Origin of the sequence: Kitasatospora sp. NPDC097643, assembly GCF_040302625.1 — a bacterium.
GTDB lineage: Bacteria > Actinomycetota > Actinomycetes > Streptomycetales > Streptomycetaceae > Kitasatospora.
The window spans coordinates 174,624-191,092 of the sequence record NZ_JBEOSA010000009.1 but is presented as its reverse complement, the minus strand read 5'-3'; the positions used below and the strand labels follow the sequence as shown (position 1 = coordinate 191,092).

Sequence of the window (16,469 nt, the reverse complement as noted above, 5' to 3'; positions counted from 1 at the left end):
GGCGAACAGGTGACAGATTTCGAAATCTGTTCGCTGTTATCTGTTATCTGTTATCTGTCGGCTGTCACCTGACATCTGTCCGCCGCCGGCTGCCAGCCGGGCGCGGGTGCAACCTCATCGACACAATCCCGAAGCAGTCACTGCCCTACGCTGAGACTCCCCACCGGTGGAACCACCGGGATCCGAGTCGAAACGCGAGGTGCCATGCCCGAGGCCGCCACCGCCGTCCAGAGCCCGCCGGCCGGTGCGCAGGCCGTCCAGCGCGCGCTCGGGCTCCTGCACTGCTTCCACGAGAACGGCCCCGACCTGAGCGCCTCGGACCTCGCCCGGCGGATGGACCTGTCGGTCTCCACCGCGCACCGACTGGCCCGCACCCTGGTGTGCGCCGGCTTCCTGGAGCAGGACGAGCAGACCGCGCGCTACCGGCTCGGCCCGGCCGTCGCCGAGCTCGGCCAACTCACCTTCCACCAGCGCGGACTGCACCTCGCCGCACCCGAACTCGACCTGCTCTCCCGACGCACCGGCGCCACCGCGGACCTGGCGATCCGCAGCGGTCCGCACGCGGTGATCCTGGTGGGCGCGTCCGTCCGCCCCGACACCGGCCTCGGGCTGCGCCGTCCACTGCACTCCACCGCGCTCGGCAAGGTGCTGCTGGCCTGGCCGCGCCCCGGCGAGTGCGTGCTGTCCATACTGTCGACGTTGTCCGCGCGCGGCCCGTTGCAGGCCTTCACCGACCGGACGATCACCGAACCTGAGCGACTGGTAGGCGAGTTGGCGAAGGTCAGGGCCGCCGGCTACGCGCTCAACGACGGCGAGTCCGCGGACGGGGTGCGAACGGTGGCCGTGCCCGTCCTGGACGCCGCCGGGCAGGCCCGGTTCGCGCTGGCGGTCCGCTCGACCCCAACACAGCTGACGGACGGTCGACTTGACTGGTTCCTCGGCCATGCCCGGACCTGCGCCGACGCGCTCGCCGTCCTGCTGCTGCCGCCGGACCAGCGCCCCTAGCGGGCCGGCGCGTCACGCCAAGACGCCGCGGCGGGTTGCCCGTTCCACCTGGTGGCGGGCAACTCGCCGCGGCTGAGCAGCCGGTGGAGGATCATGCCACCGGAGTGTACTTGTAACCGACCCGACGGACCGTCACGATGCTGTCCCGGTAGGCCGATCCGAGCTTGCGACGCAGGCGTGCGACGTGCACGTCGACGGTCCGCCCGTCACCGACGTGTCCGTAGCCCCAGACGGAGGAGACCAGGTGGTCCCGGGTGTGGACGCGCTGCGGGTGCTCGGTGAGGTGGGCCAGCAGCTCGAACTCCAGGTAGGTGAGGTCCAGCAGCCGCCCGTCGACGTAGGCGTTGCGCCGCTCGGTGTCCACGGTGATGCCGCGCGCGGCAGGACGCACCGGGCGGGCCGTACCGGCGGGCGCGGCGCCGGCCACGGCTGCCCCTGTTACGGGGCTCTCGGCGGGCACCAGCACCAGGTAGCCGACCATCGGGTGTCCGGCCGCGCCGCCGAACTGCGCACCGTACTGGGCGAGCAGGCCCTGCGGCAGCGCGCCCTGCGGGAGCGCGGCGACGACGGTCGCCCCCTCCGGCAGCGCGGCGAGCAGGGCCTCGGGCGCCGCGGGGGCGGCGTCCGGTACCGCACGGGAGGGGCGCGCCGGTCCCCCGGGCCATCGTTCGGCGACGGAGGCAACGGAGGCGACCGACCCGACTGACCCAACCGGCCCGACCGAGGACACCGGAGCGATGGAACTGGCGCTCTGGACAGGAGAGTTGACGGACGCCGGGGCACCTGTGGCACCCGGGCCGGACGGCGCGCCGGCGGGAACGGACCGGACCGCGCGCAGGTGCGGGGTCGCGGGGGCGGGCAGGGGCAGGGTGGCGGTGGAGGAGGAAGACATGGTGTGCAGCTCATTTCGCGCGTGACGGACGGGGTGGAGTCGTCTGCGCGTCGACCGGGCGCACTGCCGGGGCTGATCCGGGACTGATCCCAGGTCAGCGGGCAAGGAGCCGGGACGCGCTGAGCGAGCCCGGACACGTCTGATCGAACAGGTGCGGCTGCCGGGACGGCCAGAACGGCTCAAGGTCGGACCGGCCGAGTCCGCCGAGCCCGCCGCACCGCCCGGTCGACGAGGGTCCGGTCGGCGCGAGCCCGGTCGGCGATGGTCCGGCCGGCGATGGTCCGGTCGACGCGCCTCCGGTCGGTCCGCCGGCGTACACCGCTGGGACCGGCCCGTTGGCGTGGGGACGGCCGGCGACGCCGGGGGCGGGGGTGAGGCTGGCGTTGTTCACTGGTGCTCTCTCCGCGGGGGCGGGGGCGGGATCGTCGGCGGCAGGGGCACGCCGAATCGGGGCGTCCCGCTGCGACCTGGTCGACGGGGTGGCGGTACGTCACATACCGGCGTGGGCTGGCCTGCTGGGCCGGTGGAGCCGGGGACGTACCGGGAAGGGCCGGCCGGTCAGCGACAACAGGCGCTGCAGAACAGCGCGTGGTCGATGTAGCGGCGGGCGGTGAGCACCGGCATGACGGGGGCGGGTACGACGGTGGCGCGTCGCTGGCCGACGGTCATCCTGCTGCCCCTCCCCCTCGCTCTGTGCTGCGGCGCACCGTCGTTCGTCGGGTGCGCACCGGCGACGGATCGCCGGATCATCGAAGGCCGATGGTCGGCCGGGAGCACGTCCGTGGACGGGCGTTGCCCGACCGGCCCGACGGCATGGCCGGGCGGCCTTCGTGCCAAGAGCCTTCCACGCCGGGCCGGTCTAGGCAACCTTCAGCGCACCGAACGTCCGGGATGCGGACACCCGAATGAGACGTCGGGCGATGAGAGAACCCGGGAGGGCTACCGGGAGCGGCCGGGGAGTACCGGCGGGAGGGCGCCGGACTCCCCCTCAGGCCCGTACCGGCGCCCGGTGACGGCGCGCGGCGGCGTGCTCGACGAGCGCGACCAGCAGGTCCTTGCCGTCCTCGCGCCGCCGCGCGTCGCAGAGCACCACGGGGATGTCCGGGTCGAGGTCGAGCGCGTCCCGGACCTCCTCGGGCGCGAAGCGCTCGGTGCCGTCGAAACAGTTCACCGCGACCACGAACGGGATGCCGCGCTGCTCGAAGAAGTCCACCGAGGGGAAGCAGTCGGCGAGGCGACGGGTGTCGGCGAGCACCAGCGCACCCAGCGCACCCCGGGCCAACTCGTCCCAGACGAACCAGAACCGGTCCTGGCCGGGGGTGCCGAACAGGTAGAGCGCGAGCCCGGGCCGCAGGTCGATCCGGCCGAAGTCCATCGCCACCGTGGTGGTGCGCTTCGCCTCCACGCCCGAGGTGTCGTCCACCGGTCGACCCAGCTCGCTCAGTTCCTCCTCGGTGCGCAGCGGCCGGATCTCGCTGACCGACCCGACCAGCGTGGTCTTGCCCGCGCCGAAGCCGCCGGCCACCAGGATCTTCACGGCGACGGCCGGACCGCCGCGCCAGCGCGGGTCGTTGGCGCTGCCCCGGTCGAGACCGGGGTGAGGGTCGCGGTGCGGGCCGGGCTGGTGGTCAGAGCGCACGGAGTCCATTGATCACGTCTCGCAGCAGGCGCTCGTCCGGCAGCTCGGCGAGCGGAACGGGTCGGGTGACGCTGATCAGGTCGGCGTCGTAGAGGTCGCCGAGCAGGACGCGGACGACGCTGACCGGCAGGTCGGTGAAGGAGCCGAGCTCGGCGACGGACAACGGCTCGCGGCGGCACCAGGCCAGGATGGTCTGGTGCTCCGGGTCCAGGACGTGCGCGGGCACGGCCCCGGCGTCCGGTCCGGGCTCGGCGGCGGTGATCAGCGAGATCAGGTCGAACAGGCCGTCCTCGACGGGCCGGGTGCGGCCGCGGGTCATCGAGTAGAGCCGCACGACCGGACCGGCGTCGTCGTCGAACCAACGGTCGTCGACCGGGGTGCGCGGCTGGAACAGGTCGACCTCGGGTTCGTCGTCCGGGGTCGCCCGGTCGTCCGCCGAGCCGTCCGCGGGGTCGCCCGTCGGGTCACCCACCGGGCCGTCCGTCAGGCCGTCCGGGGTCTCGGTGTCGGCCGGGTCGGACCCGACCGCCTGAAGCGCCCTCGGTGCCGCCGGGCCGACCATCGGACCTGCCGAGGTGTCCGGGGTGTCCGAGGTATCCGAGGTGTCCGAAGTGCCCGGGGTGTCCGAGGTGCCCGGGCCGGGGTTGCCGGGCTCGGTCCCGGCCCCGGCCCCGGTCCCGGGCTCGACCTGCCCGGCCGTCTCCGCCTTGGGATCCGCCATCGGACCGCTCATCTCACCGGCGGGGCGGTTTCGGTGCGCGGCTCGGCGGCCAGGTGCTCGCCGACCCGCTTGACCAGCAGGGCCATCTCGTAGGCGATCTGGCCGATGTCCGCCTCGGCCTCGCTCAGCACGGCCAGGCAGCTGCCGTCACCGGCGGCCGTGATGAACAGGAACGCCTCGTCGAGCTCCACCATGGTCTGGCGGACCCCGCCGACCTTGAAGTGTCCGCCGGCGCCCTTGGCCAGGCTGTGGAACCCGGCCGCGACGGCGGCCAGGTGCTCGGCGTCCTCGCGGTCGAGGCCGCGGGAGGCGCCGGTGGCCAGACCGTCGCCGGACAGGATCACCGCGTGCCGCAGGGCCGCGACACGGCCCACCAGGTCGTCCAGGAGCCAGTTGAGGTCTCCGGACGGCTGCGTCGAAGTGGTCATGAATCAGTTCCTTCCGCTGGAGCAGGTGGTGCCGGTACTGCGGGTGATGCGGTTGATGCGGTTGATGCGGTTGATGCGGATGTCGTGGGTGGTTCCGGTCTCGGGCTCGGCGCCGGGCTCGGCACCGTCGGGGGTCCGGCCGGGTCCCGGCGGACGGGCGGCCCGGGCGGTACGCGGCGGACGAGCGGTGCCACGGTGGCGTCCGTGGGTGCGGGCAGCGCCGCCGGTGCCGGGGCCGGGCTGATCGCCCGCCGGGACGGGTCCGGCAACTGCCAGACGAGCCCGGCGGACGACCGCGCGCTCCGCGGCGCCGAAGCGGACCCGGCCGACCCGGCTGCCCCGGCCGACCCGGCGGATGCCGCTCCGGCCGGGTTCGTCGCGGCGGTGCTGCCGCGGCCCCGGGTGAAACCGCGCTGGAACGAGGTGAAGGCGGCCCTGGCCTCCTCGGGCGAGCGCTCGCGCACCGGTGCGGCCGGTTCGGCGGCGGAACCGGCCGAACCCTCCGAACCCGTCGAACCCGCGGCGGCGCCGCCGGACTTCGCGCGGGCCTGCTCCTTGAACTGCTCCTTCAGCTGCGGCGCGAGGCTCGCCTGCCGGACCCGCCGGGGCAGCCCGCCTCCGGTTCGTCCCCCGACGCCCGTCTGAGCGTCCACCGGGGCGTCGGCCGGCGTGTTCGCCCGCGCGCTCGCCGGCGTGTCCACCGGTGCGTGCGCCGGTCCGTCCACCGGAACGCCCGCGAGCCTGTCGGCGGGACCGGTCGGCTCCTCCCGGCGGTGCCGCCCGGTGCCCGGCCCGGTCTCGTCGTCCGGTGCGGGGGCGGGCACCAGCACCGGTCCGCCCTTGGTGCGCGAGGCCCGTCGCGGCAGTCCGCCCGGCGTCCGGGCCGGCTCGGGCGCGGACGGCCTCGGCCCACCGGCGACCCTGTGCCGTCCACCGCCCGCCGCCCCGGAACCCGACCGGCCGGCCGCGTCACCGCGCGTCTCGCCACGTGCCTCACCACGCCCGCCGGCGCGTCCGTCGCTGCTCCCGCCGGTACGTCCGTCGGCACGTCCGTCACCGCGTGCCTCGTCCCGCCCGTCGCCGCCCAGCGCGGGCACGGCGACCAGGTCGCGCTGCCCGCGCCGACCGCCCGCGGCCGGCCGGTGCCCGGTGGCGGGCGGCGGCTCGGGCAGGCCGTCCTGCGCCTCGGCGAGCAGTTCGCGCGGGATGAGCACGACCGCCGTCGTCCCGCCGTACGGGGAGGGCCGCAGGTGGACCCGGATGCCGTGCCGCCGGGCGAGCCGGCTGACCACGAACAGGCCCAGCCGGTCGGTGTCGGCCAGGTCGAACTCCTGCTCCACGGCGAGGCGTTCGTTGATCTCGGCGAGCAGCTGCTCGCTCAGGCCGAGCCCGCGGTCGTCGATCTCCAGCGCGAAGCCGTGCGCCACCACCTCGCCCTGGACGGTGACTTGGGTGGTCGGCGGGGAGAACACCGCCGCGTTCTCGACGAGTTCGGCGATCAGGTGGGTGACGTCGGCGACCGCGCTGCCCAGCAGTCCGGTGCCGGGGAACGGCCGGACGATCACCCGGGCGTAGTCCTCGACCTCGCCGACCGCCGCGCGCACCACATCCACCATCCGGACCGGCTTGCGCCAGGCCCGCCCGGGCGAGCCGCCGGCCAGGATGATCAGGCCCTCGGCGTGCCGGCGCATGCGGGTGGTGAGGTGGTCGACCTTGAAGAGGTCCTCCAGCTCGGCCGGGTCCTCGGTGCGGCGTTCCATGGTGTCGAGCAGGGTGAGCTGGCGGTGCAGCAGCACCTGGCTGCGCCGGGCCAGGTTGACGAACACCGCCGAGACACCGCGCCGGAGTTCGGCCTGTTCGACGGCGGCCTCGACGGCGGCCCGCTGCACCGCGTTGATGGCCTGTCCGACCTGGCCGATCTCGGCGGGGCCGAAGCGCAGGTCGGGCGCCTCGGCGGCGACGTCGACGGGTTCGCCGCGGCGCAGCCGCAGCATGACGGAGGGCAGCCGGGTGCCGGCGAGTTCGTTGGCCGCGTTGCGCAGGCCGATCAGTTCGCGGGCCAGGCCGCGTCCGATCCGGTACGAGATCAGCACCGACAGGATCACCGCGACCAGGCCGATGGCACCGGCGATGCCGCCGCGCCAGAGCAGGCCGAGGGCGGCGGAGCGCTCGCGGTCGCCGATCCCGGTGGCGATCCGGGAGTTGATCGCGGTGAGGTCGCCGAGCGCCCGGTCGGCGGTCTCCCGCCAGGCGTCGCCGTTGATCGCCTGGGTGACCCGCTCCGGGCCGCCGGCGCCGACGAAGTCTGCCTCGGCGCGGGCCAGCGCGGCCCAGGCCTCGCCGCCGCGCAGGGCGATGTAGTCGGACTGGTCGGCGGGTTCGAGTTCGGCGATGTAGACGGTGAACAGCGCCTGCTGGTTGTGCAGGGCGTCCAGGGCGACCTGGTACTGCTCGGCGGTGGGCCGGTTGATGCCGGTGCGCAGGCCCTCCATCGCCGCGTCCTCCTGCGCCAGGTACTCGCGGGCGCGGGTCAGTTCGATCAGGATCGTGCCCTGGCGCGGGAGTTGGCCGGTCTGCCGGGCGACGTACGCGGACCGGAAGCCGAACACCGGCTTGATCAGGTCGCTGTACTGCTCCAGCGCGAACTCCCAGTTGAGCGCGGCCCGGCCGACCTGGGCACGCAGCGGGCCGATCTGGTCGGCGGCGGCGACGATCTGCAGCAGGCGGCCGCGCTGGCCGCTGGAGAGCTTGCCGCCGGCGCTGTCCTTCTTCTCCCGCAGGGTCTCCAGGCTGTGGTCGGTGGCGGCCTTGGCGCGGTCGAAGGCGTCCCGGTTGGCCCGCGAGTTGGGGTCGGCCAGCCGCTGGACGGCGGCGCGGCGCTCGTTCTGCAGGTCGTTGGCGTACTGGTCGACGGGGGTGCCGAACTCCTTGTACGTACGGCTGATCTCCAGCTGGCTCCAAACGTCTCCGGTGGTGGCGAGCGTCGCGTACGCCCACAGGGCGGTGAGCGCGACGATGGGCACCAGGAGCAGCGCGATGATCTTCGCGCGGATCGAGCTGCTGCGCAGACGCATGGAGTCCTCGGTCGGGAAGTGCCAGGCGCGGACGGGGAGCTGTGCAAAGGGGGCGGGTGGCGTCGGGAGGGCCGCGGCGGGGAGCGCGGTGCCCGACGGGGCGGGGCGAGGTGGGGCGGGACGGCGGTGGGGCGGGACGGCGGTGGGGCGGCGGAGCGGTGTGGTGGAGCGGTGTGGTGGATCGGTGGAGCGATGTGGCGGGTCGGTGGAGCGGTTCGGGCCGGGATGGTGCGTCGTCGGATCAGGCCTGGCCGGGAGGCCCCGGGCCGCAGGTCTGCGAGAGCCTACTACGCCCTGACCACTCGTTCGAGGGTCGAACCCGTCCGCTTCCTTCGCTTGCCACGCACACGTCAGGAACGGTTGACGCCCACCCCCGCTTCGCGTCCGAATCACTCCGGAACACCCGTATTGTTCCATGCACCGAACGCCCGCACCGTCTCCGCAGCAGCGACACTTTCCGTACGGAGTGGTGCCGATCTCGTCGCGTCACGGTCACAACCCTGGGCAGTGACAGACCAATCCGATAGTTTCGCTGCACCTGCCCGACCCGGCACCCCGGCCGCGGCATGCGGCGCCGCGCCGTGCCCGCGCCCCGCCGCACGGCACCGCACCGCACCGCACGCACCCGGCCGCCCGACCGGACGCGGCAGACAGGGCGCGGCAGGCAGGGCGGGCGGACCGACGGCCCGAGGACGCGAACGGGGGGAATGTGCGCGAGTTCACCACCCCCGCCCTGGCCGGGCCCGAGGCCACCGGCGGACTGGCCGACTCGCTGTACGACACCGCCGAGCGCACCCCCGACCTGGTCCAGCTCTCCCACCGTCTGGGCGGCCCGCAGGACGACTGGCGGGACGTCACCGCGCGGGAGTTCCGCGACGAGGTGCTCGCCCTCGCCAAGGGCCTGCTCACCCGGGGCGTGCGCTACGGCGACCGGGTCGCCCTGATGTGCCGCACCCGCTACGAGTGGACCCTGTTCGACTACGCGCTCTGGTCGATCGGCGCGATCACCGTCCCGGTCTACCCCAGCGCGGCCGCCGAGCAGGTGCGCTGGATCCTCGCCGAGACCCAGGCGGTGGCCTGCCTGGTCGAGGACGAGGACGCCGCGATGACCGTCGGCGCGGTCTGCGACGCGTTACCCGACCTCACCGGCATCTGGCAGCTGGACCGCGACTGCGTCGCCGCGATCACCGAGGACGGCCACGGCGTGCCCGACTCCCTGGTGCACCGCCAACGACTCGGCGTCGCCGCCGGGAACATCGCCACCGTCGTCTACACCTCCGGCACCACCGGCCGCCCCAAGGGCTGCCTGATCACCCACGCCAACCTGGCCGCCGAGGCCGACGCGCTGCTCGGCGGCTGGGGCCACGTCTTCCGCGACACCGGCGGCGGCCAGCCCGCCACCCTGCTGTTCCTGCCTCTCGCGCACGTCTACGGGCGGGCCGTGCAGATCGCCGCGATCCGCGGCGGCTTCCGGATCGGGCACATCCCCGAGGTCTCCACCGAGGCATTGCTGCCCGCGCTGGAGACCTTCCGGCCGACCTTCCTGCACGTCGTCCCGTACGTCTTCGAGAAGATCTTCCAACAGGCCCGGCGGGCCGCCGAGGACGCCGGACGCGCCGAACTCTTCGAGCAGGCCCGGCAGGTGGCGGTCGACTGGGCGACCGCCCGGGAGCAGAAGGCCTTCGGTCGCGGACCCGGCCCCAGCCCCGGGCTGCGGCTGCGCCACCTCGCGTACGAGCGGACCGTCTACCAGCGACTGCGCACGGTGCTCGGCGGCCGGGTGCGCGCCGTGATGTGCGGCGGCTCCACGCTGCGCCGCGAACTCGGCCTCTTCTTCACCGGCGCCGGCCTCCAGCTGTACGAGGGCTACGGGCTGACCGAGACCTCCGCCGCGATCACCGCGAACCCGGCCGGTCGGCAGAAGTTGGGCACGGTCGGCCAGCCGCTGCCGGGCGCCTCGGTGGCGCTGGCCGACGACGGCGAGGTGTGGGTGCGCGGCGGCTCGGTGTTCGGCGGGTACCTCAACCACCCCCAGTGCACGGCGGATTCGCTGATCGACGGCTGGTTCGGCACCGGCGACCTGGGCCGGCTGGACGGCGACGGCTACCTGACCATCACCGGCCGCAAGAAGGACCTGATCGTCACCAGCAGCGGCAAGAACCTCGCCCCGGCCGCGCTGGAGGAGCGGGTGGAGGCGCACCCGCTGGTCTCCCAGTGCCTGGTGGTGGGCGACGACCGACCGTACGTGGCCGCGCTGATCACGCTCGACCCGGCGGCGCTCGCCCACTGGTTGAAGTCGCACGGACGGGAGCAGCTGGACACCTGGGCGGTGCTCGCGGACGAGCAGTTGCACGCGGAGATCCAGCGGGCGGTGGCGGCGGCCAACACGGCGGTCTCGCGGGCCGAGTCGATCCGCGCGTTCCGCTTGCTGCCAAGGGAGTTCAGCCTGGACCAGGGGCTGTTGACGCCCTCGTTGAAGCTGCGCCGGGCGGCGATCTGCGAGTACTACGCCGAGGACGTCGCCGAGCTGTACGCACCCTGACGGACCGTCTTGTCCATTTGGTGGAAGCTCTGCTGGCGATGCGGGCCGACCGGTGGTTCACCGCCGTTCCCTTGACGGGCGGATTGGTCCAGTCCATTGTTTCTCCTCGGTCCGAGTGCGGCGCACCACCCGCTCCCGCCCCTCGGGGAGCGCCCCGGTTCCGTCACGCCCTCCCCACGGGCGTGTTCCCCCACTTGCAGGAGTCCTCAGGTGCCTCTGTCCACACGCCCGTTCTCGCGCCTGTCCGCGGTGGCCGCCGCCGTCGCCCTGGTCACCGCGGCCGCCGTCCCGGTGGCGTCCGCCGCACCCGCCCCGGCGACCGCCGCCCCGACGGTCAACCTGGCCACCAACCCCGGCTTCGAACTCCCCGCCCCCAACCTCGCCGACTGGGGCAGCATCGCCGGGTGGAACTGCACCGGCGGCCCAGCCGAGGCGGCCGTCACCACAAGCGCCCCGCACTCCGGCACCTCCGCGCTCACCGTCACCCCGGCCGGGGCCGACTCCACCGGCGAGTGCGCGCAGATCGTCGCCGTCCAGCCCAACACCACCTACACCGCCTCGGCGTGGGTGCGCGGCAGCTTCGTCTACCTGGGCGTCACCGGCACCGGGCGGGACGTCGCCCCCGCCTGGACCGAGACCACCGGCGGCGGCTGGCAGCAGCTCACCACCCGCTTCACCACCGGCCCCGGCGCGCGCAGCGTCCGACTGTACGTCCACGGCTGGTACCAGCAGGGCCCGTTCTCGGTCGACGACGTCCGGATCGACGGCCCCGCGCCCGCCCCGGCGGCCGCCGCCGGCTCGGTGCCGACCACCGACAAGGTCGTCTTCCTCACCGTCGACGACGGGTGGCAGCGCACCCCGGAGGCGGAGAAGTTCATCGCCGACCACCGGCTGCCGATCACCGCCTTCCCGCTGCCGATGCCGGCCGGTGCCGACCCCGACTTCTTCCGGCGCGTCACCGCCGTGGCCGGCTCCTCGATCCAGGACCACAGCGTCTCCCACTCCGACCTCAGCAAGCTGTCGCTGGAGCAGCAGCAGGTCGAGATCTGCGACGCCCGCGACGCGGTGACCCGGCTGTTCGGCGCCGCGCCGGTGGTCTTCCGTCCGCCGTTCTTCGCCTGGAACGCCGACACCTTGCAGGCGGCCGCCAACTGCGGCATCCGCACCGTGCTCACCGCCGACGCGGACTTCAGCTGGGGCGCCGCCAACATCTGGCACCCCGCCACCCTGCAGCCCGGCGACGTCGTCCTGCTGCACTGGACCGACACCCTCGCCACCGACCTCCAACGCGCCCTCGCCGCCGCCGACGCGGCCGGCCTCAAGCCCGCCGGCCTGGCCGACTACCTGCGCTGACCCGCCACCCACCACCCAGCCGCGCCCGCGCCGCCGCTCCGGGGGGAGCGACGGCGCGGGCGCACGTGCGGGGGGGTGGGTGGACGGGTGGCAGTGGACGGGCGACAACTAACAGATGACAGATGACAGATGACAGATTTCGAAATCTGTCATCTGTCATCTGTTAGTTGTCAGTTGTTCTCGCGAGGCATGATCACGGCCGTTGACAGGGTGGCCGTGGGCTGACTCTAATGGGGGCGTGCAGCGCGGCGTCGGCCACAGAGCAGTGGGCCGGCCGGCAGCCGAGCCAGCACCCTTTCCCGAGGGACGATGCGCGATGAGTACTTTCTCCGCTGCCCTGATCTGACGTTCGCAGCCACCGTGGTGCTCGCGGACGTGTCGTGCGCCGTGGCGCCGCGTGTGGCCTTGACTCCCCAACCCTTCCGGAGACTTCACCACACACCTGTGCCCATGTCCTTCAACCAGAGTGTCATCGATGAGTTCCGCGCGAACGGCGGCCGGGTCGGCGGTCCGTTCGCGGGCGGCGATCTACTGCTGCTGACCACTACCGGAGCGCGTTCCGGGCGGCCGCACACCGTTCCGCTCGGCTACGTCCGGGCCGAGGGGCTGCTGCTGGTCGTCGCCTCGGCCGGCGGCGCGCCGGACCATCCCCAGTGGTACCGCAACCTGCTGACCCACCCGGTGGTCCGGGTCGAGCTCGGCGCCGGATCCTTCGACGCGATCGCCGTACCCGCCGAAGGCGACCGGCGGAAGCGGCTGTTCGAGGAGGCCGTCCGGCAGGCGCCGGGGTACGGCGAGTACCAGGCGGCATCCGATCGCGAGCTGCCCGTGGTCGCACTGGAACAGCCCGAACCACCCGAGGACTCCCCGCGCGAGGTGCGCAGCCTCGCCGACAAACTGCTGGAGGCGCACACCTGGCTGCGCGCCCAGCTGCGCCACGTCCGGGAGGAGGCGCGCACGCACATCCCGGGCCGCCCGGCCGGACTCGGGCTCCAGCTGCGTCAGCACTGCCTGGCGTTCTGCGAGGGGCTGACGCACCACCACACCGGGGAGGACTCCGCGATCTTCCCCGCGCTGGCGCGCAGTCACCCGGAGCTGGCCGGGCCGATGGCACGGCTGGGCGCGCAGCACCTGGTCATCGGCCGGATCAGGGACGAGCTGGTGGCGCTGCTGGCGGGGTTCGAGCGCGCCGATCCGGACCGGTTGCGGGCCGAGCTGGACCGGCTGTCGGCCGAGCTGGAGGCCCATCTCGATGACGAGGAGGCCGAGTTGCTGCCTGCGCTGGCGGGGATCCCGTTCCCGCCGGCCCGGACGTGATCCAGGCCTGACGGCGGTGGGCGGCCGCCGGTCCTCCCCCGGGTGGGTCGGGGAGGACCGGCGGCCGCCCACCTGACCGCAGTCCGGTCCGAGGGCCGGTCCGGGGTCCGGTCGAAGGCCTTACGAGCGGGTGAAGACCGGCAGGTAGCCGCCGGACTGGCCGGAGGCCTTCGGGTGGTAGCTCTCGTCGACCGGGAAGGTCGTGCTGTTGAGCCAGGTGGTCAGCGAGCCGCAGATCTCGTGCTCGGTGAAGATGCTGCGCACGTCGCCGAAGGTGAAGCCGGCGTTGGCGACCCGCTTGGCGATGACGTCGTCCAGCGTGTCCGCGGCACCGTTGATGGCGGCGCGCTTGGTGTCGCCGATGCCGAAGATGCAGCTGCCGCCGATCTTGTAGAGGTGCGGGTAGCCCAGCACCACCACGTGGGCGTTCGGCGCCTTGGCCCGGATGGCCGCGTACACCTGGTCGAGCTGGCCGGGCAGGGTGTTGCGTGCGTAGTTCTCGGCCGCGTTGACGGCGCTGAGGCAGGAGCTCTCGGACTCCAGCACACAGGTCTTCATGGTGCTGGCGAAGCCGGCGTCGTTGCCGCCGACCGAGATGCTCACCAGCGTGGTGCCGGAGTTCAGCGCGGAGATCTGGCTGTTGAGGATGTCACCCGTTCTGGCACCTGAACAGGCGACGAAGGTGAAGGAGGACGGCGCGTGGGCGTTCTTCCACAGGTACGGGTACGCGTTGCTGCTGCGCTTGCAGCTACCGCTGTCGCTCAGGTAGCTACCGGCACCCACACCTGCGGAGTAGGAGTCCCCGAGGGCGACGTAGTTGACCCCGGCCGCGTTCGCGGATGACGCGGTGAAGAGCGTCGTCAGGGTGAGGAGCGCCGCGATTGCGGCGACGGACAGAGCACGGGCTGGACGGAGCATGACACCTCCTGGCGTGACACTGGTCACAGCAGTGATACCAGGCGGTAGGCGGGCGAGGAAGCAGTCACGCCAAGGATATTGACGGTCCGTCTGACAACGCTCGAGTGAACCATCAGCAACAGTCGGTGAGTTGACACTGGTCAGTACGGGTGCCCGACGGACCTGGCGACTCATCGCGCGTAGATGCAGATTGGCGAAAACGTCAGGAGGAAGTCAGAGAGAAGTCAGCGGGACGCTAGTGAAAAGTCAGCGCAAAGTCAGCGCCTGGTCAGTGCAAACTCGGCGTCAGACCGACCGACCGTCGCCGTACACGATCTCCAGCTCGAATCCCTGATGGTCGATCAGGTGCACGGCCTCGCCGGTGTCCACCCGCAGCCGCCACCCGGCGGCGAGCGCAGCCGCGACCGCCTCGGGAGTGCCGTGGACCGCGAGGTGGTTGAGACCGGCGCGGAGCCGCTCGTGCCCGCCGGGCAGCAGGGCGGGCGACTGCTCGATCACCAGGTAGGCGGCACCGAGCCGCCAGCTGCGGCCTGACGGCCAGTGCTGGAACGGCTCGCAGCCGAGCGCGAGCAGCACCGCCGCCCACTGCGCCTCGGCGGTCGCCAGGTCGTCGACCCACAGCTCGACGTGGTGGAACAGCCCGCGCGAGCGCGCACCGGGGCTCGGAAGGTCGGACGGCACGCCTCAGCTCCCCGCCGGACGACCGTCACGCGGGTACGCGCCGCCGCCCGGGATCGCCGAGCCGTGGCCCGTTGCGCCGTGACCCACCGTGTCGTGCGCCGACGAGTCGGGCCCCGCCGTACCCGGATGGACCGCACCCGGGTACACCTGCTCCGGGTACGCGGGGCCGGGGAAGACCGTGCAGCCCTCCACCGGCAGCTCCTCGATCGTCTCGTTCGCGGCGACGGGCACGCCGAGCCAGCGGGCGGCGGTGGCGACCGCCGCCCGGGCCTGGCGCAGCCCGGGGGCGCCCCAGCCGAGCAGTTCGACCGCGAGCCCTGGCGCGACCAGCAGCCGCCGGTAGTGCCGGCCGGAGGCCGGGTCGGCCGCGCTCGGCCCGACCGCCCGCAGCGCCGCCGCCATCCGGACCCGGGCGCACTCGTGCCCGCCGTTCGCCGAACCGACCCGGTCGTAGAGGTAGCCGAGGTAGTACGGCCGGCCGATGACGGCCTGGGCCTCCTCGGCCGCCTCCCGGGCCAGGGCGGAGGCCGGGTCGCCGGCGTCCTCCGGCTCCAGCGACCCGCCGGGGAGCGAACAGATCCCGTCCCGGGGGTTGACCAGGGTCAGCACCCGCCCGTCGGGCGCGAACAGCCACCCCCAGGACTGCTTGACCGGCAGCCCCTCGGGCACCTGCTCGCCCGGCCGCCACGGCCACCCGGCGGTGGGACGCCGGCGCACCTTGCCGAGCAGCTCGGCGATCTCCGCGCTGTACTCGATCCGGCTCATGCGTCCCCCTCTCGGTGTCGGGCTCGCCGGACCGGCGGTGCGCGGGACTGACCTGCGGAGCACGGTACGGGGCGGAGCGGCCGGAGCGGCGGCGTGGGGTACCGCGCGCTCCTGCTGTTGATCTTCTCCGAATCTTCCCCGAACAGGCGGTCGATGAACAGTCCCCAGCGCCGCATGGTGGACGCGAAGACCACCCACGGGTCGCTTGTCAGCCCAGCGGCCCACCCCCGTCCTGCGACTCGGCGGAGCCGGGCAGCGGGAACCCCGCCCGCGGGACCGCCCCGGGCGGGAACGGCAGGCCGCGCTCGACGTCGTCGGCCAGCTCGTCGAACACCTCGTGGGCCGTCATCGGCCGCAGCTGCCCGTCGGCCAGGGCCCAGCCGCGCACCCAGGGCCCCTCGGCCGCCGGGTCGCCGTGCAGCAGCAGCGCCCCCGCCCCGCCGACGGCCATGCCCGCCGCCAGCGTCACGCAGAACGCCTCGGTGTCCCGCCCGGCGGGGTACAGGCCGCCCGCCTCCACGCAGACGTCCACCGCCGAGGTGAGCTCCTCGCCGTCCTCGGGGCCGTGGCAGCGCAGCGTCAGCAGGTGGCAGCCCTCCCCCGCGCCCTCGGCCAGCGCCAGGTAGACCGAGGTCACGTGGCGCATCACCGCCGCCAGCCGCCGGTGCCCGGCGGGGTCGTCGCCGACCGCCGCCAGCAGCGCCGCGCAGGCGACGGAGATCCGCACCCGCGCCCGATGGTCGTCCAGCAGCAGCGGGAGCAGCCCGGCCAGCCCCTCCCCGGCGTAGACGAAGGGCTCCCCGGCCAGCTCCGGATCGCCCGCGTACGCCACCCGGGCGGTGGGGGTGCCCGGGTCGAGGCCGAGCGCCTCGCAGTAGTCCTCGTAGTCGGCTGCCTCCAGGACCCGCAGGTGCACCTCCAGGCCCTGCCGGTGCAGAGCCCTCAGCTGCTCCTCCATCCGGCGCAGGTAGTCCTGGTGGGCGAGCCGGCCGAACAACCCGTAGCGGGCCAGCGCGGCGAAGTCGGCGGCCTGCGCCGCCAGCGCGACCGCCACCGGCTGCGGCGGCGGTGCGCCCCGGACCGGCCCGCCGCGCCGGCCCCGCGCCCCGACGCCGCCCGCACCCGGGCCTCCGC

At 73.8% G+C, this 16,469-nt stretch carries 13 protein-coding genes; 4 read left to right on the top strand and 9 right to left on the bottom strand.

Going from position 1 to position 16,469, the window contains the following annotated elements; translation table 11 throughout:
- The first annotated feature begins 204 nt into the window (after positions 1-204).
- Positions 205-1,005: an IclR family transcriptional regulator gene (locus ABTY15_RS09380; RefSeq protein ID WP_350578714.1), complete on the top strand. Its 801-nt coding sequence runs from the start codon at positions 205-207 to the stop codon at positions 1,003-1,005.
- A 91-nt stretch (positions 1,006-1,096) separates the two neighbouring features.
- Here ABTY15_RS09380 and ABTY15_RS09375 read toward each other — a convergent pair whose 3' ends face one another.
- The 5 genes from ABTY15_RS09375 to ABTY15_RS09355 form a co-directional block, all read right to left on the bottom strand.
- The gene (locus ABTY15_RS09375) at positions 1,097-1,744 is read right to left on the bottom strand and encodes a winged helix-turn-helix domain-containing protein (protein ID WP_502893460.1); all 648 of its coding nucleotides are present in this window, start codon (positions 1,742-1,744) and stop codon (positions 1,097-1,099) included.
- 1,141 nt (positions 1,745-2,885) lie between these two features.
- The gene (locus ABTY15_RS09370) at positions 2,886-3,434 is read right to left on the bottom strand and encodes a GTP-binding protein (RefSeq protein ID WP_350578736.1); all 549 of its coding nucleotides are present in this window, start codon (positions 3,432-3,434) and stop codon (positions 2,886-2,888) included.
- 91 nt (positions 3,435-3,525) lie between these two features.
- The gene (locus ABTY15_RS09365) at positions 3,526-4,257 is read right to left on the bottom strand and encodes a DUF742 domain-containing protein (protein WP_350578711.1); all 732 of its coding nucleotides are present in this window, start codon (positions 4,255-4,257) and stop codon (positions 3,526-3,528) included.
- Between the two features lie 8 nt (positions 4,258-4,265).
- A complete protein-coding gene (locus tag ABTY15_RS09360; RefSeq protein ID WP_350578708.1) occupies positions 4,266-4,685 on the bottom strand; it encodes a roadblock/LC7 domain-containing protein in 420 nt (139 codons plus the stop codon).
- Positions 4,682-7,759: a sensor histidine kinase gene (locus ABTY15_RS09355; RefSeq protein ID WP_350578705.1), complete on the bottom strand. Its 3,078-nt coding sequence runs from the start codon at positions 7,757-7,759 to the stop codon at positions 4,682-4,684. Before ABTY15_RS09355 ends, ABTY15_RS09360 begins: the two co-directional genes overlap by 4 nt.
- Before the next feature lie 709 nt (positions 7,760-8,468).
- Here ABTY15_RS09355 and ABTY15_RS09350 point away from each other — a divergent pair.
- The 3 genes from ABTY15_RS09350 to ABTY15_RS09340 all read left to right on the top strand — a co-directional run bounded on the left by ABTY15_RS09350 (position 8,469) and on the right by ABTY15_RS09340 (position 12,971).
- Positions 8,469-10,301 (top strand): AMP-dependent synthetase/ligase, encoded by a 1,833-nt coding sequence (locus tag ABTY15_RS09350; protein WP_350578700.1) that lies wholly within the window; start codon positions 8,469-8,471, stop codon positions 10,299-10,301.
- Positions 10,302-10,511: 210 nt separating this feature from the next.
- Complete coding sequence (locus ABTY15_RS09345) at positions 10,512-11,654, top strand: polysaccharide deacetylase family protein (protein WP_350578694.1); 1,143 nt, start codon at positions 10,512-10,514, stop codon at positions 11,652-11,654.
- 444 nt (positions 11,655-12,098) lie between these two features.
- Complete coding sequence (locus ABTY15_RS09340; protein ID WP_350578690.1) at positions 12,099-12,971, top strand: nitroreductase/quinone reductase family protein; 873 nt, start codon at positions 12,099-12,101, stop codon at positions 12,969-12,971.
- A gap of 120 nt (positions 12,972-13,091) precedes the next feature.
- Here ABTY15_RS09340 and ABTY15_RS09335 read toward each other — a convergent pair whose 3' ends face one another.
- The 4 genes from ABTY15_RS09335 to ABTY15_RS09320 all read right to left on the bottom strand — a co-directional run bounded on the left by ABTY15_RS09335 (position 13,092) and on the right by ABTY15_RS09320 (position 16,389).
- Positions 13,092-13,889, bottom strand: coding sequence for an SGNH/GDSL hydrolase family protein (locus ABTY15_RS09335; protein ID WP_350578677.1), 798 nt, complete (start codon positions 13,887-13,889; stop codon positions 13,092-13,094).
- A 285-nt stretch (positions 13,890-14,174) separates the two neighbouring features.
- A complete protein-coding gene (locus ABTY15_RS09330) occupies positions 14,175-14,570 on the bottom strand; it encodes a VOC family protein (RefSeq protein WP_350578674.1) in 396 nt (131 codons plus the stop codon).
- Positions 14,571-14,573: 3 nt separating this feature from the next.
- Entirely contained in the window at positions 14,574-15,335 is a 762-nt protein-coding gene (locus ABTY15_RS09325; protein ID WP_350578671.1) for a hypothetical protein, read from the bottom strand.
- 208 nt (positions 15,336-15,543) lie between these two features.
- The gene (locus ABTY15_RS09320) at positions 15,544-16,389 is read right to left on the bottom strand and encodes a DUF8829 domain-containing protein (protein WP_350578668.1); all 846 of its coding nucleotides are present in this window, start codon (positions 16,387-16,389) and stop codon (positions 15,544-15,546) included.
- Positions 16,390-16,469 lie beyond the last annotated feature (80 nt).

Bases quoted from the DNA above. Each gene is read 5' to 3' on its own strand.
- ABTY15_RS09380 (WP_350578714.1), top strand. From the start codon at position 205: ATGCCCGAGGCCGCCACCGCCGTCCAGAGCCCGCCGGCCGGTGCGCAG.
- ABTY15_RS09365 (WP_350578711.1), bottom strand. From the start codon at position 4,257: ATGGCGGATCCCAAGGCGGAGACGGCCGGGCAGGTCGAGCCCGGGACC.
- ABTY15_RS09360 (WP_350578708.1), bottom strand. From the start codon at position 4,685: ATGACCACTTCGACGCAGCCGTCCGGAGACCTCAACTGGCTCCTGGAC.
- ABTY15_RS09355 (WP_350578705.1), bottom strand. From the start codon at position 7,759: ATGCGTCTGCGCAGCAGCTCGATCCGCGCGAAGATCATCGCGCTGCTC.
- ABTY15_RS09335 (WP_350578677.1), bottom strand. From the start codon at position 13,889: ATGCTCCGTCCAGCCCGTGCTCTGTCCGTCGCCGCAATCGCGGCGCTC.
- ABTY15_RS09325 (WP_350578671.1), bottom strand. From the start codon at position 15,335: ATGAGCCGGATCGAGTACAGCGCGGAGATCGCCGAGCTGCTCGGCAAG.